The organism is Cohaesibacter sp. ES.047, from assembly GCF_900215505.1.
Taxonomy (GTDB): Bacteria; Pseudomonadota; Alphaproteobacteria; order Rhizobiales; family Cohaesibacteraceae; genus Cohaesibacter.
Window position 1 is genome coordinate 1,358,127 of sequence record NZ_LT907844.1, and the last position, 19,229, is coordinate 1,377,355.

The 19,229-nt window shown below is 55.2% G+C and carries 20 protein-coding genes and 2 pseudogenes; 14 read left to right on the plus strand and 8 right to left on the minus strand.

The window, feature by feature from the left end:
- Nucleotides 1-25: 25 nt before the first annotated feature.
- Nucleotides 26-403, minus strand: a complete 378-nt coding sequence (locus tag CPH65_RS06095; protein ID WP_096172628.1) for a transposase family protein — start codon at nucleotides 401-403, stop codon at nucleotides 26-28.
- Nucleotides 404-819: 416 nt separating this feature from the next.
- Here CPH65_RS06095 and CPH65_RS06100 point away from each other — a divergent pair, with 416 nt between their 5' ends.
- Nucleotides 820-1,902, plus strand: coding sequence for a 4-hydroxythreonine-4-phosphate dehydrogenase PdxA (locus CPH65_RS06100; protein ID WP_096172629.1), 1,083 nt, complete (start codon nucleotides 820-822; stop codon nucleotides 1,900-1,902).
- A gap of 42 nt (nucleotides 1,903-1,944) precedes the next feature.
- Here CPH65_RS06100 and CPH65_RS06105 read toward each other — a convergent pair whose 3' ends face one another.
- Nucleotides 1,945-2,286, minus strand: coding sequence for a hypothetical protein (locus CPH65_RS06105; protein ID WP_157747533.1), 342 nt, complete (start codon nucleotides 2,284-2,286; stop codon nucleotides 1,945-1,947).
- A gap of 85 nt (nucleotides 2,287-2,371) precedes the next feature.
- Here CPH65_RS06105 and CPH65_RS06110 point away from each other — a divergent pair, with 85 nt between their 5' ends.
- The 6 genes and pseudogenes from CPH65_RS06110 to CPH65_RS06135 all read left to right on the plus strand — a co-directional run bounded on the left by CPH65_RS06110 (nucleotide 2,372) and on the right by CPH65_RS06135 (nucleotide 7,184).
- A complete protein-coding gene (locus CPH65_RS06110; protein ID WP_096172631.1) occupies nucleotides 2,372-3,340 on the plus strand; it encodes a tripartite tricarboxylate transporter substrate binding protein in 969 nt (322 codons plus the stop codon).
- Between the two features lie 60 nt (nucleotides 3,341-3,400).
- A complete protein-coding gene (locus tag CPH65_RS06115; protein ID WP_096172633.1) occupies nucleotides 3,401-3,859 on the plus strand; it encodes a tripartite tricarboxylate transporter TctB family protein in 459 nt (152 codons plus the stop codon).
- Entirely contained in the window at nucleotides 3,856-5,331 is a 1,476-nt protein-coding gene (locus CPH65_RS06120) for a tripartite tricarboxylate transporter permease (protein ID WP_096172634.1), read from the plus strand. Before CPH65_RS06115 ends, CPH65_RS06120 begins: the two co-directional genes overlap by 4 nt.
- Nucleotides 5,328-6,236: an amidohydrolase gene (locus CPH65_RS06125; protein ID WP_096172635.1), complete on the plus strand. Its 909-nt coding sequence runs from the start codon at nucleotides 5,328-5,330 to the stop codon at nucleotides 6,234-6,236. Before CPH65_RS06120 ends, CPH65_RS06125 begins: the two co-directional genes overlap by 4 nt.
- Before the next feature lie 95 nt (nucleotides 6,237-6,331).
- Nucleotides 6,332-6,520, plus strand: a pseudogene (locus CPH65_RS24470) (transposase); the annotation flags it as partial.
- A gap of 91 nt (nucleotides 6,521-6,611) precedes the next feature.
- Nucleotides 6,612-7,184 carry a GNAT family N-acetyltransferase gene (locus tag CPH65_RS06135; RefSeq protein ID WP_096172637.1) on the plus strand — a complete coding sequence of 191 codons (573 nt, stop codon included), beginning with the start codon at nucleotides 6,612-6,614 and terminating at the stop codon, nucleotides 7,182-7,184.
- Nucleotides 7,185-7,284: 100 nt separating this feature from the next.
- Here the strand turns inward: CPH65_RS06135 and CPH65_RS06140 are convergent, their stop codons facing one another.
- The 3 genes and pseudogenes from CPH65_RS06140 to CPH65_RS24965 form a co-directional block, all read right to left on the minus strand.
- Complete coding sequence (locus tag CPH65_RS06140) at nucleotides 7,285-7,530, minus strand: hypothetical protein (protein WP_096172639.1); 246 nt, start codon at nucleotides 7,528-7,530, stop codon at nucleotides 7,285-7,287.
- 248 nt (nucleotides 7,531-7,778) lie between these two features.
- Nucleotides 7,779-8,606: a substrate-binding domain-containing protein gene (locus tag CPH65_RS06145; RefSeq protein WP_244574549.1), complete on the minus strand. Its 828-nt coding sequence runs from the start codon at nucleotides 8,604-8,606 to the stop codon at nucleotides 7,779-7,781.
- Between the two features lie 51 nt (nucleotides 8,607-8,657).
- Nucleotides 8,658-8,801, minus strand: a pseudogene (locus CPH65_RS24965) (LacI family DNA-binding transcriptional regulator); the annotation flags it as partial.
- Nucleotides 8,802-9,030: 229 nt separating this feature from the next.
- Here CPH65_RS24965 and CPH65_RS06150 point away from each other — a divergent pair.
- The 7 genes from CPH65_RS06150 to CPH65_RS06180 all read left to right on the plus strand — a co-directional run bounded on the left by CPH65_RS06150 (nucleotide 9,031) and on the right by CPH65_RS06180 (nucleotide 16,137).
- Nucleotides 9,031-10,113, plus strand: coding sequence for a sugar ABC transporter substrate-binding protein (locus tag CPH65_RS06150; protein ID WP_096172642.1), 1,083 nt, complete (start codon nucleotides 9,031-9,033; stop codon nucleotides 10,111-10,113).
- Nucleotides 10,114-10,197: 84 nt separating this feature from the next.
- Nucleotides 10,198-11,205 carry an ABC transporter permease gene (locus tag CPH65_RS06155; protein WP_244574550.1) on the plus strand — a complete coding sequence of 336 codons (1,008 nt, stop codon included), beginning with the start codon at nucleotides 10,198-10,200 and terminating at the stop codon, nucleotides 11,203-11,205.
- Nucleotides 11,202-12,707, plus strand: a complete 1,506-nt coding sequence (locus CPH65_RS06160; RefSeq protein WP_096172643.1) for a sugar ABC transporter ATP-binding protein — start codon at nucleotides 11,202-11,204, stop codon at nucleotides 12,705-12,707. The genes CPH65_RS06155 and CPH65_RS06160 overlap by 4 nt, the downstream gene beginning before the upstream one ends.
- Nucleotides 12,704-13,657: an ABC transporter permease gene (locus CPH65_RS06165; protein WP_096172645.1), complete on the plus strand. Its 954-nt coding sequence runs from the start codon at nucleotides 12,704-12,706 to the stop codon at nucleotides 13,655-13,657. Before CPH65_RS06160 ends, CPH65_RS06165 begins: the two co-directional genes overlap by 4 nt.
- 29 nt (nucleotides 13,658-13,686) lie before the next feature.
- On the plus strand, nucleotides 13,687-14,463 hold the full coding sequence (locus tag CPH65_RS06170; protein WP_096172647.1) for an SDR family NAD(P)-dependent oxidoreductase: 777 nt from the start codon (nucleotides 13,687-13,689) through the stop codon (nucleotides 14,461-14,463).
- A gap of 112 nt (nucleotides 14,464-14,575) precedes the next feature.
- Entirely contained in the window at nucleotides 14,576-15,625 is a 1,050-nt protein-coding gene (locus CPH65_RS06175; RefSeq protein ID WP_096172648.1) for an NAD(P)-dependent alcohol dehydrogenase, read from the plus strand.
- A 92-nt stretch (nucleotides 15,626-15,717) separates the two neighbouring features.
- Complete coding sequence (locus CPH65_RS06180) at nucleotides 15,718-16,137, plus strand: hypothetical protein (protein ID WP_157747535.1); 420 nt, start codon at nucleotides 15,718-15,720, stop codon at nucleotides 16,135-16,137.
- Here CPH65_RS06180 and CPH65_RS06185 read toward each other — a convergent pair.
- The 3 genes from CPH65_RS06185 to CPH65_RS06195 form a co-directional block, all read right to left on the minus strand.
- Nucleotides 16,096-17,162, minus strand: a protein-coding gene (locus CPH65_RS06185) for an IS630 family transposase (protein WP_096171592.1) whose coding sequence is annotated in 2 segments (ribosomal slippage) — nucleotides 16,096-16,658 and nucleotides 16,658-17,162 — 1,068 coding nt in all. Because the reading frame shifts where the segments join, the coding sequence is not laid out codon by codon here. The two genes, CPH65_RS06180 and CPH65_RS06185, sit on opposite strands and share 42 nt — an antisense overlap.
- 114 nt (nucleotides 17,163-17,276) lie before the next feature.
- Complete coding sequence (locus CPH65_RS06190; protein WP_096172650.1) at nucleotides 17,277-18,050, minus strand: ABC transporter ATP-binding protein; 774 nt, start codon at nucleotides 18,048-18,050, stop codon at nucleotides 17,277-17,279.
- Complete coding sequence (locus tag CPH65_RS06195) at nucleotides 18,047-19,228, minus strand: iron ABC transporter permease (RefSeq protein WP_096172651.1); 1,182 nt, start codon at nucleotides 19,226-19,228, stop codon at nucleotides 18,047-18,049. The genes CPH65_RS06190 and CPH65_RS06195 overlap by 4 nt, the downstream gene beginning before the upstream one ends.
- Nucleotide 19,229: the final 1 nt, after the last annotated feature.

Below are 19,229 nucleotides of genomic sequence, written 5' to 3' on the forward strand. Positions count from 1 at the left end.
GCATCGTTTCGCTCCGCGGTACATCTCATATCACTCGCAGTAGCGTATCGTTGCTCACGGGCATTATGAGGCGTTCAAAAAAGGCTGACGCTGGTCTGCCTCCAAGCGCCAAACCGAGATGGTGCAGGATTGTTTCCACACGTTGAGTTCGCTGACCATAGTGAGCCAATACACCATCATCGAACCGTTCACAGAAGATGCGCCGCCCAAACAGAACAGCATCACACCAGAAACGACGCGCCTCAATAATAAGCTCTGCGCGCCGACGGCCCAGCGGTAGGTCTGCAGGTCTTCTTTGGTATCGGCTTTGCACGCATCGACTTAGCCGCCCACAGTCAGGACAAATCCCTGAGCATGAACGTGGTCGCAACTGAATTTGCACGCTCCTGCCAACGATTTTCACTCAACTAACTGAAAAGCCCTCTGGCGCTAGACCCGTACGCTGAAATCGCTGATGCATAGCTGATCATCCGATGAACCGGCCAAAGTTTGCCCGACAACTTCAGCAAATGTGAGGCAGCGCCAGTTCTCAGTGACATTCAACACATCTGGATTGTAGCGAAAAAATATATTGCGAGCCTTGCGCTTCAAATGCATTATGCATTATACATTACACGAGGGAGGATGAGGCGATCAATTGGATTCACTGGAGAGCACCGGTTTGATCGGCTCAAAGCGTAACAACGAACAATGATCCCGCGACCGGATGCGGGTGAATGGTTGGTTATGAGCAGATGCATTCCCTTTAACAATTTGAGCAGATCGGCTTCGCCCTCTCGCGGAGGGTACAGCGTCAGGTCTCTTTGAAAGGTGAAGCGCATGGACAAGCGACTAAGAGTGGCAATGGCAGTCGGGGATGTAGGTGGCATCAGTCCCGAGCTGGCTGCAAAGATTGTTGCAGATCCCAGCGCCAATGCAGATGATCTGATGATCTTCGCCGACCGTCGCATTCTCGAAGAAGGTGCCGAGATCGCCGACGTTGAGATCACTATTCCCACCATTTCCATTGACCAACTGGATGGGCCCCTGCCGGAAGGCACGTTTCTGATTGATCTGGCAAATTGCGATCCTGCAAATGTCAAGAGAGGCGAGGCCAGCTATGAAGGCGGTCTGGCATCTGTCCAGAATTTCCGGGCAGTTCTACTGGCAGTCAATGCGGGCTATGCGGATGTTGCCTTCTTCACGCCTTTCAATAAATCTGCCATGCGTTTAGCTCAGGCGGATTATGTCGACGAAATCGGCTTCATCGATGCGACGATTCATCCCAAGGAAAGCGGTCGTGAATTCAACGTGCTGGATGAAGTATGGAATGCTCGAGTGACATCTCATATTCCGCTGAGCGCGGTGGCCAGCAGGATCACCGAAGACAGGGTCTTTGACAGCCTGTGCCTGACCGATAAGACCATGAAGGCGGCAGGGTTTGAAGCCCCCAGAATTGGGGTTGCGGCTCTTAATCCCCATGCCGGCGACGGGCGGAATTTCGGCACCGAAGATGACGACATAATCCATCCGGCAATCGAACGGGCGCAGGCCGCCAATATTCTTGTCACCGGACCTGTGCCCTCTGATACGGTCTTTGTCCGGGCGACCCGTGGTGAATTTGATGCCGTCATGACCATGTATCACGATCAGGGGCAAATCGCCATGAAGCTGATGGGGTTTGATCGCGGCGTGACCCTGATAGCCAATTATCCCTTTCCCATCGTGACGCCGGCGCACGGCACGGCTTATGACATTGCTGGCAAAGGCATTGCCGATCTCGGCGCGACCCGCAATGCGGTCAATCTGGGTCGCAAGCTGGCTCTCATGGATCTGGGAGGATCCAGAGACGCGTGTGGTGAGGCTTTGTCCGTACTGGTGGCCCGTGCGCTTGATCGTACGCGAATATGGGAGGCGGCCTAAACGATTTATTTTTGACCACCGAAACCCGTTCGGTGTTTCAACCTAAGGGAGGAAGACCAGTGAAACATTTTCTCGCACCTGCATCGATGATTGCGCTCGCTCTTGCCTGCGCGAGCGGCCTGTGCCGCTGACTTCCATGCCGATACGATCAAAATCATCAACCTTGCAGGCAATGGCGGTGGCAGGCCGGTTTAATCTGGATACCCCGCACATCGCTGCGTGGGTTTCAAAAATGATCATCACTGCTGCAGTACTCGACAAACTCAGATACCTGAGTGCGTTGTCACTCTTGATCATCTGCGCCGACAGCATACCAGTGTGCATCACGGCAATCGCCGGACTGCCAAAGCAGCCACAAACGGCAAGCTGTCCGTGAAAGACCAAGGGAACGACTATCTGGCAAGAGCTCACAGCTTAGACGCAGATAAATAGGCTAGATTGAACTTTTTATTCATGGAGGAGGAAAATCATGAAGACTTTCGGCAAACTTTTAAGCGGCATGGCCCTTGCCCTGACTGCAATGACAGGCACAGCACTGGCTGAATATCCAGATCGCCCGATCACAATTGTCGTTCCATGGGGCGCAGGTGGCGGTACCGACACGATTATCCGCATTTTCGCGACCGGCTTCGAAGAAGCGATGGGCCAACCAATCAACGTGGTCAACCGCACCGGTGGTTCGGGTGTTGTCGGTCATACGGCAATCTCACGTGCCAAGCCAGACGGATACACTCTTGGTGCTTGCACCTCGGAAATAACCTATTTCACCTCGCTGGGACTGGCAGATATCACCCCGGACAACTTCTCGCTGATCTCGCGTTTGGCACTGATCCCCGCCGGAATAACCGTTGCTGCTGACAGCGAATACAAGGACTTTTCGAGCCTAGCAGAGGCCATCAGGACCAAACCTGCTGGCACATTCAAATCCTCGGGCTCGGGGCTTGGTGGCCCTTGGCACATGGCGACTGCTGGCATGCTAAGTGCAATGGGCGAGGCTGTGAACAAGATCGACTTCATTCCGTCTAAGGGCGGCGCACCCGCACTTCAGGATCTCGTATCGGGTGGCCTTGAGATGTTCTCCGGTTCTCCGATCGAAGCGCGTGCACTCGCTGATGCAGGAGAAGCCCGCATTCTCGCCATCATGTCTGATGAGCGGTCTTCAGCCTTCCCAGATGTGCCCACACTCAAGGAACAGGGAGTGGACTTTTCTTTGTCGAACTGGTTCTCGCTCTGCGCTCCTGCCGGGCTTCCCGACGATGTGATGGCCAAGCTCGCTCAGGCTGCAAAAAAAGCGCATGGCTCCGCTGGGGTCCAGGATGCACTCGCCCAACGAGGCATTACACCCTACTTTGATGGTCCAGAAGAATTTTCCATCTTCGCCAACGACTTCTCAACCGAGGCGAACCAGTTGCTTACAGATCTCGGCATTACGCAATAGCAATCTGAGCAAACTGTCCGTCGACCGTTCGTGGCCGGCGGGCAGAATGTGGGAGGAAACATGAAATTCAATGATAGGATAATCGGCATCCTAGCTGTTTTAGGTGGATTTGCCATCATCGTCGGTACACTTGAGTTCCGTTCAATACCAGGGCAGCAATTCGGCTCTGCTTTCTTCCCACGCATAGTTGGCGCGGCGACAATAATAGTGGGCTTGATCCAATTCTTCACCGCCGCTCCCGGTCCTTGGATCCAGATCCGTGAAGAATTGCGCAGTCGCGACACGCTAAGCAAACTCATGGTTATCGCTGTGGTGATTTTCTGGTTTGTCGCGGTGGAACCGCTGGGTTTCCTTCTGACTACCGCATTGGTGACGGCCCTTCTGGCCAGTACACTTGGTGCTCGCCCGATTTCGGCCATTGTCGTCTCTCTTGGTTTGCCAGTTCTGCTCCACGCGATCTTCGGCATGTTGCTGCGCGTACCCCTACCCCGCGGTTTGATTGAGGGGTGGCTGACATGAGCGTTATTGTTGAAGCCCTCGGCTATGTCTTTACCGCTAATGTGCTGCTAACAATACTCGCCGCCAGTGCCCTCGGCGTCGTAATAGGAGCCATACCCGGCCTGACTGCGGTGATGGGAGTAGCCCTGCTTGTGCCGATCACCTACTTCATGGAGCCTGTGCCCGCCATTGCCGCTATTGCTGCACTCGCCGCCACGGCAATCTTTTCTGGTGACATTCCCGGTGCGCTGCTACGCATTCCTGGCACCCCCGCTTCAGCGGCCTATGTGGACGACACCCATGCAATGACACTGGAAGGCAAGCCTGAAAGAGGGCTTGGCCTATCATTGGGATCTGCCCTCATCGGTGGTGTGATCGGTATTCTTTTGTTAATGTTCGCTGCACCCCTATTGGCACGCTTCGCAACAAACTTCTCCTCGGTCGAGTATTTTTGGCTCGCCCTTTTGGGACTCAGCTGTGCAGCCATTGTCTCAACGGGATCAGTACTCAAGGGAGTGATATCGCTGCTCTTCGGCCTCTTCGTTGCGTTCATCGGTATTGACGAGGTCGCCGGACAACCTCGCTTCACATTCGGCTCTTTCGAATTGATGGGTGGTGTCAGCTTCATTCCGGCAATGATCGGCATGTTTGCGTTGACCGAGATCATCCGCAACGCCAAACGCCGTTTCGCGCCGCGTGAAGCGCCGCAGATGGGACCAGTCTTCGCTGGACTCTTGACGAGCCTGCTGCATCGTTGGCGAAATCTGTTGCGAGGTGGTTTAACCGGTGCCATCGTTGGTGCTCTGCCGGGTGCTGGCGCCGATATCGCGGCTTGGGTCGCGTATGCCATAGCCAAAAAGCAATCAAAGACACCAGAACGCTTCGGAAAAGGCCATGACGAGGGGGTGATCGAAGCGGGGGCCTCGAATAACGCTGCGCTTTCGGCAGCCTGGGTACCGACGTTGGTCTTCGGCATTCCCGGTGACAGCATCACTGCCATTGTCATCGGGGTCCTTTATCTCAAGGGGCTCGAGCCCGGCCCTATCATTTTCGTCAAGACGCCCGAACTGGTTTATGCGATCTTTATCGCATTCCTACTCGCAAACCTGCTGTTATTGCCTCTCGGATGGGTTGTAATCCGCATCGCTCGTCATCTGCTTCGGGTGCCACAGTCACTCTTGCTTCCCATCGTGCTTTCCTCATGTTTGGTTGGCAGCTTCGCGATCAACAATACAGTCTTCGGAGTGGCAATTATGCTGGCATTTGGCCTGATTGGCTGGCTCTTCGAGGAAAACGATATCCCTGTTGCTCCCGCCATTCTGGGGATCGTGCTTGGTGGAATGTTGGAGTTCAATTTTGTGACGTCGATGCTCAAATCCAAGGGTGACCCCCTCATCCTTATCGAAAGACCCATCTCGATCGTGCTTTGCTTGCTGGTTCTTGCGCTCTGGGTCTCTCCCGTCATTGGCTGGCTCAAGAGGTACCGCTCATGAAAATCATAGACGCACATCATCATTTCTGGGATCCAACCCAGAACCCACATCCTTGGCTGACGGAACTACCAATGATTCCATTCCGTTATGGCGATTACTCATCGCTCCGGAACCGCCCTTTCCTTCCTACAGACTACGACTCGGTTGCAATCGGCTGGGATGTGGTAGCATCGGTCACGATGGAAGGGGAATGGAGCTCAGAAGACCCGGTCGGCGAGGCAATCTGGATGCAGAAACTCGCAAACAAAGTGGGGCGTCCAGGTGCACATGTGGCACAGATCTGGCTCGATCGAGATGATCTTGGTGCGGTGCTTGAACGCTATGCCGATCTTTCTGTTGTGCGCTCAGTGCGTCACAAACCTCGCTCGAATCCGCACCCGGGCATGGGAGTTGGTGCGATGTCGGAGCCGAAATGGCAATCCGGCTTCCGCCAACTGGCCTCTTCTGGCCTCATGTTCGATTTGCAGACCAACTGGTGGCACCTGTCTGAGCTCAAGGAACTCAGGCGCATTTCAGAAGACATTCCAATCATTATCAATCATACAGGACTTCCGGCAGATCGAAGTGTCGAAGGAATTACCGGGTGGCGCGACGCGTTGCAAGTCGCAGCATCGCTGCCCAATGTCTTTCTTAAAATATCCGGCATAGGCTTGGCAGACCGCCCGTGGAGCTTGGATGATAACCGCGACATCATTCGTTTTGCTGCCGACACTTTTGGGCCCGAGCGATCTATGTTTGCGTCGAATTTTCCCGTAGATGGCCTCTGCGGGAGTTTTGATACGATCTTCTCAGGTTATGATCTGGCAACAAGAGACTATTCCGATGCAGAACGCGAGGCGCTCTTCTATGCTACTGCTGCGAAAGTCTACAAATTGAGCCCAGAGCACTGTAAAGTGACCCCATAAAACTGGACAATCAACTCAGAGCCGGTTTTAAAAGTAGTTGAGGGATATCAATAGGGTGTGATTCAACCGTCTTTGATGAGAAGATGGAGGATCATATGCCTTGGGACAATACCGCTCGGGTTCAACATAACCGGGATAAACTGCGCTATCCAACAGATTTAGCCGATAAAGAGTGGGAAGTGATTGCACTGCTCTTGCCGCCAGCCCGGTCAGGCGGGCGACCACGCACCACAAATATGCGCGATGTGATAGATGCGATCCTTTATGCTGGTGGCCGCGGTTGTGTTCATTGCCCTCGCGGGGCAACGTGCAACAGTCGCGACCTCACACACCTAATCTGTGAAAACCCTAGAAACCGCCTAAAGGATCTGCACTATGCAGCCCATTGAGACAGAACGCCTTCGCCTTAGGAACTTTCGCGAACACGATGCGGACGCCCTCTTCGCCTACCTGAAGTCGCCCGTGGCCAGCTGCTTTTTATCGCTGACCCTGTCGGATATGGAAGCAGCCCGGACCGACGCCGCAAAGCGCAGCAAAGATGAGGAGCAAATTGCTGTTTGTCTAAAGGACACCGATCTGATGATCGGCGATCTTTTCGCACATCGCGAAGAAGACACGGTCTCGGTCGGATGGAATTTCAATCCGGCGTATTTTGGCATGGGGTATGCGCTGGAGGCGGCGCGGGCGCTTTTTGTGGATCTGTTTGACAATGCGCAGGCCCGCCGCATCTATGCCTATGTCGAGGACCACAACCTGCCTTCACAACGGCTTTGCGAGCGGCTTGGGATGCGGCAAGAAGGGCTCTTCCTCGAATATGTCTCATTCAAGAATGACGAGGCCGGCAAGCCGATCTACGAAAACACCATGCAGTTTGCCATCCTGCGGTGGGAGTGGGAAGCAGCGCGAACGCAGTTTTTCCGGCCCAACCAAGAATTGGTTGATGCTTAAACCAAAGAGCCGCGCGCTGATCAGATCCAGTCATTTCGGTTGTTCTCGTGAGACTACGCATTAATGGGCTAACTGCTTCATCCAGTTTGCGCAAAGTAGATCACCGATAAAATGAATGACGATCAATACGAGTTAATAGAGCCAATTCTGTCTGCGTAATTCGAAGTCTCGTTGCCCTTACATATTTGCGGGCTTCCTGCGGGCTTCTGTGCCCGAGGAACGTCATAACCTCAAACTCGGAGCTGCCTGCATCTGATTTGACCTGGCAGATGATGCCTTGCAAACTGATGGAACGCATCAAGCGCTCTACTGTAGAACGAGCAATATCAAAGCCTTCGCGCTTCATGGCACTTTCATTGCGGACCCGTGCAGAGAGGCCCGAATCCTTTTTGTGTACCAATGCGTCCACGCGGCCTAAATCAGAACTCCCCTCACGAGACGCATTTCGCAATGCCACCATGCAGCGGGCGTCTTCAATCTTAAGCTCAACGGTCTCACCGAGATCTACAAATTCGGTTTCATAATTGCTCTAGACCCCAATTATAGCGCATCATCTAGAAAGCTTTGAAATTGGCCTCTTTGAAGCGCGATGGTTTATTGGCTGGGTATATAAACCCCCGTATTTGTGGAGCTTCGCAAGACCATATTGCACTTCACGATATATTGGCCTTCCTCTTCTTCAAGAGTATCTGCATACATGCTCTCCAGGATCGAGATGGCGCGGTCAATCATCACATTTTCATCCTGTTGGATGGTTGTCAGGTCGTATGGTGCCCATGCCGACTGCGGGATATCATCGCAGCCGATGATGCGCAGGACATCAGGCGCGTTTTTAACGGGCGTGCGCCAAAAAGTGTCTATCAACCCGATTGCAATCAAATCGTCTGCGCAAAATATCGCGTCAGGAAGCGCCGGCATTTCAAGGAGTTGAAGAGCTTGGCGGACACCACCAGCGAAAGAAAATTCGTCATTCAAAATGACGGGGATCTTGCCATGCTTGCGAGATTCCTCCGTGAAGCCTCGGCAGCGATCAATATTTGCCGGATTGTTCGCCGGGCCTCCGAGGAAGGCCACACGCTTTCCCCCTTGCTCCAAGAGGTGGCGAGCGGCAAGTTGCCCTGCCAGAAAGTTGTCACTGCTGATCGAATACAGGCCCTTTTTCTGCAAGTGGGTATTGAACGAAATGAGAGGAACGCCCAGCGTCGTAAATTGCTCGAGCGCCGCATCGGTGAGAACTGAAAGAGCCGACACGATCGCGTCGACGCGATAGCCGGACAATTTAGGCGCCACTGCATCGAGCGTGTCATCGCCGTTAACGTGAAAAGCCATCACTTGGCAGCCAATATCCTGCAGCCGAATAATGAATTCTTCAAGCACTCGCGAATAGAAGGGGTTGTGCAAACCACCTGTGACAAAAGCCACAATTCGGGATTGCTCGGTTAGCATGATACGAGGCAACAGGTTGGGTCGGTAGGCAAGTTTTTTGGCTGCCGCGATTACCCGAGCCTTGACTTCGGGGGAAACTTTTGTGTCTCCACGGAAGCACCTTGAGACAGTTGACTGTGACACCCCGGCCAAATTGGCTACGTCGGTGGATGATGCATATCGTTTTCTCACACTCTGCCCTACCTTATCACTTTCAAAAACTTATCACTTCTAAAAACACTCAAATCGCCCGGAGCATTGATCACGCGGAGCGATTATCCCTGAGAATCTCATAACGTCAATATAACGCCACACCCGCCGGTTTTTCAAAACAGGAATTTTCTCATTGACCTTTATTTCATACTATGCATAGCTATTCATGACTTATGAATAGCAAGTCAAAGCCATTTGGGAGGAAAAAATGACTAAGTTGCTAAAGTACGAACAGTCGCGTCGTGCGTTCTTGGGGTCTCTGGCCTCAGTCGCTGCCATCTCTGCGGTTCCGTTCACACGCGGTGCATTTGCTGAAACAGGCAAGCCCCTGCTTGTCAACTCCATACGCTCGCTATCCAACCCTTACCATGCGGCATGGAACGCTGGTGGCAAAGCCTTTGCCAAGTCTGTTGGCCTCGACTATGTGACGCTGGTTACCGAAGGGGATAGCGAGAAAGGCGTTGCTGACATTCGCGGTATTCTCGCCCGCACTGGAGGAAATGCGGTCGTGAATGTCGACCCTAACGACGCAGCGGACGCGCGACCTATCGCTGAAGCATGCGTTGAAGCTGGCGCGCACGTTTTCACTCAGTGGAACAAGCCCGATGACCTGCATCCATGGGATTTGGGCCCCAACTATGTTGCCCATATGAGCTACAACGGCACCGACTATGGTCGCCTGACCGCACTTGAAGTCATCCGCGTGATGGGCGGCAAGGGTGGAATTCTGGCTCTCGGCGGCACGCTTTCGAACACGGTTGCCATCCAGCGCCGCGCCGGGCTTGAAATGGCTATTGAAGCATCTCCTGATGTCGAGCTGCTCGATTTCCAGGTTGCTGACTGGCAGGCCTCGAAAGCCTATGACATCGTCAATACGTGGCTCACCCGTTTCGCGGGACAATTCCAGGGTATCTGGTGCGCCAATGACGACATGGCGATCGGTGCGCTTGAAGCTCTGCGTGTGAATGGACTTGGCGGGCGGATCGCCATTTCGGGTATCGATGGCATTGAAACCGCCGTTCAGGGCGTCGTTGACGGGGAACTGGCCGCGACGGTCTCCTGGGATCCTTTCTGGCAAGGATCTTACGGTCTTGCTGTGCCGCTTCTGGCACGTATGGGTAAGCTTGATGTGGCAAGCCTTGGCAAAGAGAAGCGTGAATATTACGCCAAAGGCAAGCTGGTCGATTCCAGCAATGCCAAGGAGTTCTTTGACAACAATTTTGCTTCTGAACCCAGTCTCGATGTGGATGACATCTGGGCACGTTATGACAGCGGCATTCCCCAGTCATAGCGCTTGAGTGAAGTGCGCCCGCTTTTGCGGGCGCAGTCTTTCCGCACAGTTTCGAAAAGCCTTAAGTGTTTAGGAGTTTGCCGCATGGTCACCGAAGCCGCCGGGACCTCGTTGCTTTCGCAACGTTTGCCTGCCTGGATGCAGTCGAGATCTCCCCTTGTGCGTCTGGCACCGACGCTGATCGCACTTGTTGTGGCGATCATTGCTGTCACTATCTACAACCCCAACTTCATGAGCGGGGCCAATCTCAGTCGTCTTGCCGCTTCTTCGGCAATCCCGCTGTTGCTGGCGGTCGGGGTAACCTTTGTTATTCTGATGGGCAGTATCGATTTGTCGATTGAGGGGGTGCTTGCTCTTTCTGCGACGACAACCGTTTTGGTTCTGCAGATCGATCCCGGCCCAACTGGTAGCATTATCGCTCTTGTTGTTGCCGTCCTGACCGGAGCGGCAACCGGAACCGTCACCGGCCTGCTGCATACGGTTTTAAAAATCCCGTCTTTCATGGTGACGCTTGGCATGTGGTTCGTCTCCGCCGGTTTCGCAACGCTGCTGCTTGGTGGTGGTACGATTGCCGTGCGCAGCGCCGATTTGCGCGTCCTGATAATGAACCGTTTCCTTGGTCTGCCGCTCACCGTCTGGGTGACGCTGGTCGTTGTCTTGATAGCAATAGTGATGCACTCAAGGACTCGCTTCGGACGCCATGTAATGGCTATTGGCGGCGAAGAATCCATTGCGCAGCTTGCCGGCCTGCCCATTAAACGCACGCGCGCGGCCGTGTTTGCCATAGCTGGCGGCTTTTATGGCCTGGCTGCGGCACTTGCTGTTGCCCAGCTGGGGCAGGGTAATGTCGATATCGGCGAGGGTCGTCTTTTCACAACAATTACCGCGGTGGTGCTTGGTGGTACGGCGCTCAGTGGCGGTGTTGGCGGTGTGGTCAACGCCATTCTCGGCGTGCTTCTGGTGGTCGTTCTGACCAATGGCATGATCCTGATGGGGGTGCCTCCCTATCTGCAGCAGGCCGTTCTGGGTGTTTTGATCATCATCGCGGTGGCATCATCGACTGCCCGCAAGCGCGAGGGGATCTGCAAATGACCATTCGGCTTGAGAATATTACAAAAATCTATGGACCGGTTACTGCGATCAAAAAGGCGAACATAGAAATCAATCCCGGAGAAGTGGTTGGTCTCGTGGGCGAGAATGGCGCGGGCAAGTCAACCCTGATGCGTGTCCTTGCCGGGGGTACAAAGCCCACGTCGGGTACCTATCTCATCGATGGCGAGCCGGTTCAGTTCAATGGCCCGCTCGACGCCAATGACGCGGGCATTGCCATGGTCTATCAGGAGCAATCGCTGATTTTGACCATGTCTGTTGCCGAGAACATGTATCTCGGTCAGGAAGGGCGTTTTTTGAAGCATGGCCTTGTTGACCATGATGCCATGCGCAAGGCAGCAAAACGCAACCTTGAAAAAGTTGGTGTTGATGTCGACCCGGCGATGATCGCGGGCGATCTCAGCTTTGCCCAGCGCCAGATGGTTGAACTTGCCAAGGCACTGACCCTTGAGGAGCGCACATCGGACCGGCTGATCGTTCTCCTCGATGAACCGACATCGGTGCTTGAGCAGGCAGAAATCGACGTGCTGTTTGCGCGTATCCGCGACCTCAAGAGCCGAGCGAGCTTTATATTCGTGTCGCACAGGCTTGATGAGGTTCTGGCGATTTCGGACCGCATCTATGTGATGAAGGATGCCGAAGTCGTCGCCGAAATGCCTGTATCAGAGTCCCATGAAACCAAGCTGCACGAAATCATGGTGGGGCGCACGCTTGAGCATAATTTCTATCTCGAGGACCGGCAGGTGGCGCCGCAAAACACGGTCGCGCTGGAATTGCGTCATCTTGGTCGGGACAATGCGTTCAAGGATGTCAGCCTTGAAATTCATCTCGGCGAAGTGCTGGGGATTGCCGGTGTGATCGGCTCAGGCCGGGAGGCGCTCGTGCGGGCCGTCTTTGGCATGGAGCCTGCGAAAAGCGGCGATATTCTTCTGCATGGCAAGAAGGTCGATATTCCCGACCCCTCGATCGCAGTCAAGCATGGCATCGGTTTTGTGCCCTCGGAACGTGCCACGGAAGGCATGGTGGCCATGCTGTCGATTTCGGAGAACATTTCGCTTGCCAATCTTGATAGCGTAAAAGGGCCGCTTGGTCTGAGCAAGGGGAAGGAAACCTCGCTTGCCAAACGCTGGATCGAGCGTCTGAGCATCAGGGCTCCGGGCCCAGAAGCCCCGATCCGTTCGTTATCGGGCGGCAACCAGCAAAAGGTTGTGATCGCCAAATGGCTCAATGCGCAATCGAAGGTTCTTATCCTCGACCACCCCACACGCGGGGTCGATGTGGGAGCCAAGCATGAGGTGTTCAGCCTCATTCGCGATCTTTGCGAGGAAGGCTATGCTATTCTCCTGCTGGCCGACACGCTTGCAGAGACCATTGGCCTGTCGCACCGCGTGCTTGTGATGCGCGATGGCGAATTGCAGGCCGAAATCGATGCGTCCGCCGGCAACAAGCCATCTCAGACAAGTATTGTGGAGCACATGGTATGAGCGGTTTCAAATTCTCCCGTCAGCTTATGCTTGAGGCAGCGCCGACGCTGTTTCTCATCATCCTTTCTGTTCTCATTATCATGGCCTCGCCAGGCTTTTTCAGCGGAAGCACCATTTTGGTGGTGCTGGCGGATGCGGTGGTGCTTTTCACCCTTGCGGCGGGGCTTTCTTTCGTGATCCTTTTGGGGTCGATTGATCTGTCGGTTCCCGCGGTCGCCTCGCTCGGCGGGGTGATTGTCGCGCTGACCATCCCAACGCTTGGTTTCGCCGCCTATCCGGTTGCGATTGCGGTCGGGGCGCTTGCCGGTCTGATGTCGGGCATGGTGCATGTGCATCTGCGCGTTCCATCCTTCATTGCAACCCTCGCAACGGGCGGTGTGGTGACCGGGCTGGCGCTGTTCGTGTCTGGCTCGCAGACCGTGACCATCGAGGCGGCCTATCGGGGCGTGTTGACGCCGGTGATCAGCTCCACAGCGGGCTTTCCCAATATCATCATCATTGGTGCGGTTATCTGCCTGATCGGCATGTATATCCAACGCTACACAAAGTTTGGGCGTGCCATTCGCGCCATCGGCGCGGGTGAAAGCGCTGTGCGGGCATCAGGCATCCATGTGGGGAACAACAAGCTCTTGGCCTTTGTCATGGCGTCAGCCTTTGCAGCTGCGGGCGGGGCGTTGCTCGCAGCACGCATGACAAGCGGCAATCCTGCGGGTGCCGATCAATTGCTGCTGCCTGCGATCGCAGCAGTACTCGTGGGCGGTACGGCAATCACCGGCGGGACCGGTGGTGTGGGCCATACAGTGGTCGGCACGCTCATCGTCATTGTCATGCGTATCGGCATGACGTTCATGGGCGTCGACGCCTTCGCACAACAAATCCTGTTCGGTAGTGTTCTGATCTGCGCCATCGCATTGACGCTGAACCGGGATTTGCTGCAGGTCGTGAAATAGGAAAATTCAAACTCCCTGGAGAAAGAAAAATGGATCTCAATCTCAAAGGCAAAGTCGCAGTCATCACCGGCGCATCTGCGGGTATCGGGCTTGCTGTCGCGGAAGGCCTTGCGGCCGAAGGCGTGTGCGTTCTGATCAATGGCCGCCGCGCCGACAAGGTCAAGGAAGCTTGCGACAAGATCGGTGCGCTTGCTGTGCCCGCCGTTGGCGATGTCTCGACGCTTGAAGGCGTTGCTGCCGTCATCGAAGCGGCAGAGAAAGCAGGCGGAGCCGATATTCTCATCAACAATGCGGGTACCGGTTCGAATGAAACCATCATGGAGGCGGGCGACGAGAAGTGGCAAGCCTATTGGGATCTGCACGTGATGGCCGCAATCCGCCTGTCGCGCGGGCTTGTGCCGCATATGGAGAAGAAAGGCGCCGGCATTGTGCTCAACACCGGTTCTATCTGCGCAGCGCAGCCACTGTGGTACGAGCCGATCTACAATGTGACCAAAGCAGCGCTGATGATGTTCTCGCGCACCCTTGCAACCGAGGTTGTGGGCAAGAACATCCGCGTGAACTGCGTCAATCCAGGTCTTGTGCAGACACCGGATTGGGAAAATACAGCTCGCGAGTTGACGGCCGACAAGGGCGGTGACTGGCAGGGGTATCTGCAAGAAGTCGCAGAAGAACATGCGCCCATCAACCGCTTCTGTTCACCGCAGGAACTGGCCGATTTTTATGTATTCCTGTGTTCCGACCGTGCCAGCTATTCGATAGGCTCCACCTACTATGTGGATGGCGGCATGAAGATGACCGTCTAGTCAATTAGCACGCGGGGCCGGTGATGCCGGCTCCGCAAGATGTTTCGCAAAGGCACGCTTGCTCCTTTGCGTCCAAGTCCAAACTCAGAATTCAGCCTTTTGGGAGGAAACCATGCGTGCACTCGTTCTGGAAAAGAAAGACGAGCTGTCCATAAGGGATATTGATCTGCCGACCGTGACGGGGCCGGACGACGTCAAGATTGCCATTCATACGGTCGGCGTGTGTGGGAGTGACGTGCACTATTACACCCATGGCGGCATTGGCGACTATATCGTCCGTGAGCCGATGGTTTTGGGCCATGAAGGTTCGGGAACCGTGGTGGAAGTGGGGGCGAATGTCACCAACTTCCAAGTTGGAGATCGTGTCTGCATGGAGCCAGGCGTGCCGGATCTTTCTTCGCGTGCCTCAAAGCTTGGTATTTACAATGTCGATCCAGCCGTAACCTTTTGGGCCACCCCGCCGGACCATGGCATCCTTGCGCCCTACGCACTGCACAAGGCAGCCTTCACCTACAAGCTGCCCGAGAATGTCAGCTTTGAGGAAGGCGCCCTTGTCGAACCTTTCGCCATCGGTATGCAGGCTGCTGCGAAGGCCTCGATCAACCCGGGTGACGTTGCGGTGGTTATTGGTGCAGGCACCATCGGCGTGATGGTTGCCTTGGCGGCTCTTGCGGGCGGTTGCTCGAAGGTGATCATTTCCGATGTTTCCGACCACAAGCTCGCCATCGCTGCAGGCTATAACGGCATCGAGCCGGTCAATGTTGCCAAGCAGAGCCTTGAAGAGGCGGTGAACGCGAAGACCGACAATTGGGGTGCTGATGTTGTTTTTGAGGCGTCGGGCAGTCCGAAAGTTTACGATGACATAATCAGGGCCGTGCGGCCCGGTGGCACACTGGTTCTCGTAGGCCTGCCACCCGACCGCGTACAGTTCAATGTCAACGCGGCGATTGCCAAGGAAATCAGCATCAAAACAGTGTTCCGTTACGCCAATGTATTTGACCGTGCCCTGGCGTTGATCGCTTCGGGCAAAGTCGATCTCAAGCCGCTGATTTCGGAAACCTATGTTTTTGAAGATGCCATTGCAGCGTTTGACCGCGCCGCGGAAGGTCGCCCGACCGACGTCAAAATCCAGATCAAGGTCGAAAACGAGGTCAAGGGTTAAAGCTCCTCCTCCCAGAAGGGCCCGCCAGCAGCTACCTTTATATGGCGGGCCCTTTCATTGTCCCAACACTGGATGACCTATGACTGAGATGCTTGCCGACCGATAAAGAAGAATTTCTGGCGTGGTTTGAAAGCCTCGGCCTGGTCATTCCAGTGAGTGGTTCAAAGTCCGTTGCGTCCTGCCTCGAAGCCCTAAATGCACTTGTCACTGGCGGGGCTGTTGCCATCCAAATCACCTTGCACACCGAGATCTCACCCAAGGCACTGGAGGCCTGTCGTGAGGCCCACCTAGACATCGTTCTGGGTGCGGGCAGCGTGATGCATCAGACGCGTTACGATCTGGCCGAAGCTCTGTGGGCGGACTTCACCATTGCGCCGGGCCGGTGCCCGGGGCTGCGATGTCTAGGTGCTTTTGCGGCACCCGCCAGCAGCCCATCATCGGTCGTACTTTTGACCTCATACCAACGGCATTTAATTCTGACCTTCTTGAGCCCATTTTCTCATACCTATTGAATGGATGATGGTTGGGTTGGCGGAGAGGCTCTTCCATGCTTGGCAACCAGCATCAAGAATGGCGGCATAGTCTTCGAAGACCCGATTGGACAGGAAGGTACCGCGCAGATACTGCCAAATATTCTCAACTGGGTTCAGTTCCGGTGATTTGGAAGGCAACAGGAGGATGGTGATATTCTTGGGCACGTTGAGTCTGCTTGTCGTATGCCATCCGGCACGATCCATCAGCACCACGGCATGAGCGCCGCGCGCCACTGTCCTTGAGACTTCTTCGAGGTGCATTTGCATGGCCTGTGTATTTGCAAAAGGCATCATCAATCCCGCGCCAACGCCACGCGCTGGACATATTGCACCGAACAGATAGGCATTTTTATATCGCTGATCGGCTGGCAGACGTGGTCTGGTTCCCTTTTTTGCCCATAGTCGGGCCAGTCCATTCTTCTGACCAAGCCTAGCCTCATCTTGCCACCAAATCTCGATGGGCTTGTTCTTTGGCAAATGGCCTACATGCGCTGCCAACGTTGCGGAGAAGTTTTTTTGAAAGCATCAATGACTTCAGGCTTTTGTTCTGGATGTTGAGGTCGACCAGATATGCGCACATACCCCATGCGGCGCAAAAGATCCCGTACTCCACGTTCCTTGTAGGAGACCCCAAACCGCTCTTGGATCACACGCACCAGATCCTGGCTACGCCAGACAGAGACGCCGTCCTTCTCAGGATCAGGACCGGTTTCAACGATAGCAACAAACTCTTCGAGCTGTTCTGGGCTCAAGCGCATGGGAGCGCCGGTTGCTTTGATGTCGACAAGACCATCGGTGCCTTGCTCATTGAAGCGAAGAACCCAATCTCGCAAAGTCTGGCGGTCCATACCGCCGACTTTGGCGGCATCAGCACGGTTCATGCCGTCATAGACAGCCGCAATGGCCAGTAGGCGGCGGCTCTGTTTGGCATTGCGGCATCCTTTGGCAAGACGGCGCAAACTATCGGCGTCAAAAGCATCGCTAAGAATCAAAGCGGCAGACATGGCAAAATCTCCTTTGCCATGTTGAATCACGCCAGTGCTAAAAATGGAATCCCTAAAGAGTCAGAACTTCACGCCCTTGGTATTACGCTTCGGCAAGGACCAGCGCGGCTAATGCTAGTAGGGGAAAATCCAGAGGTGCCCTGTTGTCGGGTGCCTATCGATTGTGGCGTCGATCCGATAGATGTCCCTTAAAAGCTCTTTCGTCAGCACCGCTTCGGGCGTGCCCGATGCGACCAACTGGCCTTTGTTCAGGATACACAATCGATCGCAGAAGACGGCAGCCAGATTGAGGTCATGCAGGGCTGCGATGACCGTTGTTTTCAATGACTTCACAAGCTGCAGCAACTGTAGCTGATGGTGGATATCGAGATGGTTGGTGGGCTCGTCAAGGACAAGGATGCGCGGCTGCTGCACAAGCGTCCGGGCGAGCAGGGCGCGTTGACGCTCTCCGCCCGACAGGGTCGAGAAAGACCGGTCTTGCATGGGGCCGAGATTGAGCAACTCGATCGCACTGTCGATGAGCCTGTGATCATGGGGTGTGTCAGGAGACAGCAAGCGTTTGTGGGCTGAGCGCCCCATTGCGATGATGTCCCGTGTCGTCAGGGGAAAGTCCGTCGGCATGTCCTGCAACACCGCGCCGATATTCTGCGCGACCCATTCGGTTGACTGTTGCCAGACATCCTTGCCGTTGACCGTGATACTTCCCGCCGAAGGGCGATTGAGGTGATAGATGGTGCCAAGCAGCGACGATTTCCCGGCGCCATTGGGGCCCAGAATGCCGACGATCTCGCCTGCGTACACCTCAAGCGAGACATTGTCGACAAGCTTGGCAGTGCCGACCTCGTAGGTCACCTTGTCCATCAGTAGAGTGCCGGGTTCAATCGTCATTTCGGCAGTCCCTGTGATCTTGCGTCCCGGCGCAGCAGCCAGATGAAAAATGGCCCTCCGACCAGAGACGTGACAATGCCAACCGGTAGCTCGAGCGGTGAGATGATCGTGCGGGCAAGAAGGTCTGCGGCCACCGTGAAGCTCGCCCCCGTCAAGGTCACCGCGATCAAGGCCCGCCGATGGTCAGCGCCCACCAGAAACCGAACGATATGGGGCATGATGAGGCCAACGAAGCTGATCACACCTGCCAGCGAGACCATGATGCCGGTGAGAGCTGCGGTCAGCAGAAACATCACTTTACGAAACCGGGCAACATCAAGTCCTAAGGCAATGGCGCTCTCATCTCCGGCCAATAGGAGATTGAGGCGTCTTGCTTGCAGCAGCATGATGATGAGGCCGACGAACAGCGTGATGGTTGGCAAAGGCAGGAGCTTCCACTGCGCCGTGCCAAAGCCACCCAGTGTCCAGAACAAAACCCGTGAGGCCAATTGCGGGTCGGGCGAGGTCAAGACGATCATGCTCGTTAGTGCCGAGAGGATGGCGCTCATGGCGACCCCTGCCAGAACAAGGCGCGTCGGCGTGATTTGTCCGCCGGTTCTGGCCACCCAGAAAACAATCGCCAAAGTGATCAAGCCGCCCAGAAACGCGGATATGTGAAGGGTGAAGACGCCAAAGCCGATCAGGCCCCAGCGCATGACAATCACCGCCCCGGTCGCAGCCCCCGAAGACACCCCCAGAATGCTCGGGCCAGCCAGGGGATTGCGCACGATTGCCTGAATGGTCATGCCGGTCGCCCCAAGGCTTCCGCCAACAATGGCTGCCAAGACGACGCGCGGGATGCGGGACTGGATGACGATGACTTCGTGGGCGTGGCGCCAGTCAGGGGTGATCACGCTATCGCCCAAGAGTGCATTGGCCAGTATCTTGATCGCTGTCGTTGCCGGGATATGAACCGAGCCGAGCATGAGCCCCGCAAGGGCCATGAGCACCAACAACAAGCAAAGCCCCAAAAGGACAACAATATACTGCCGCCGGGCAATCGACCGACGCTCAGATTGAGCAGACGCAGACAGGTCTTTTGCCCCGATCTGAGCCGCTGATGCTGGCGTTTGCAATGCGGCAATCAATTGGGCTTGCCGGTCGGTTTCGGCGGCGCTTTTTGTTGGAAAAATCGACATG

Coding starts and splice junctions, on each gene's coding strand:
- CPH65_RS06190 (WP_096172650.1), bottom strand. CDS start 18,050: ATGACGATTGAACCCGGCACTCTACTGATGGACAAGGTGACCTACGAG.
- CPH65_RS06160 (WP_096172643.1), top strand. CDS start 11,202: ATGACCATTCGGCTTGAGAATATTACAAAAATCTATGGACCGGTTACT.
- CPH65_RS06175 (WP_096172648.1), top strand. CDS start 14,576: ATGCGTGCACTCGTTCTGGAAAAGAAAGACGAGCTGTCCATAAGGGAT.
- CPH65_RS06100 (WP_096172629.1), top strand. CDS start 820: ATGGACAAGCGACTAAGAGTGGCAATGGCAGTCGGGGATGTAGGTGGC.
- CPH65_RS06140 (WP_096172639.1), bottom strand. CDS start 7,530: ATGAAGCGCGAAGGCTTTGATATTGCTCGTTCTACAGTAGAGCGCTTG.
- CPH65_RS06195 (WP_096172651.1), bottom strand. CDS start 19,228: ATGTCGATTTTTCCAACAAAAAGCGCCGCCGAAACCGACCGGCAAGCC.
- CPH65_RS06150 (WP_096172642.1), top strand. CDS start 9,031: ATGACTAAGTTGCTAAAGTACGAACAGTCGCGTCGTGCGTTCTTGGGG.
- CPH65_RS06165 (WP_096172645.1), top strand. CDS start 12,704: ATGAGCGGTTTCAAATTCTCCCGTCAGCTTATGCTTGAGGCAGCGCCG.
- CPH65_RS06155 (WP_244574550.1), top strand. CDS start 10,198: ATGGTCACCGAAGCCGCCGGGACCTCGTTGCTTTCGCAACGTTTGCCT.
- CPH65_RS06115 (WP_096172633.1), top strand. CDS start 3,401: ATGAAATTCAATGATAGGATAATCGGCATCCTAGCTGTTTTAGGTGGA.
- CPH65_RS06135 (WP_096172637.1), top strand. CDS start 6,612: ATGCAGCCCATTGAGACAGAACGCCTTCGCCTTAGGAACTTTCGCGAA.
- CPH65_RS06170 (WP_096172647.1), top strand. CDS start 13,687: ATGGATCTCAATCTCAAAGGCAAAGTCGCAGTCATCACCGGCGCATCT.
- CPH65_RS06110 (WP_096172631.1), top strand. CDS start 2,372: ATGAAGACTTTCGGCAAACTTTTAAGCGGCATGGCCCTTGCCCTGACT.
- CPH65_RS06120 (WP_096172634.1), top strand. CDS start 3,856: ATGAGCGTTATTGTTGAAGCCCTCGGCTATGTCTTTACCGCTAATGTG.
- CPH65_RS06125 (WP_096172635.1), top strand. CDS start 5,328: ATGAAAATCATAGACGCACATCATCATTTCTGGGATCCAACCCAGAAC.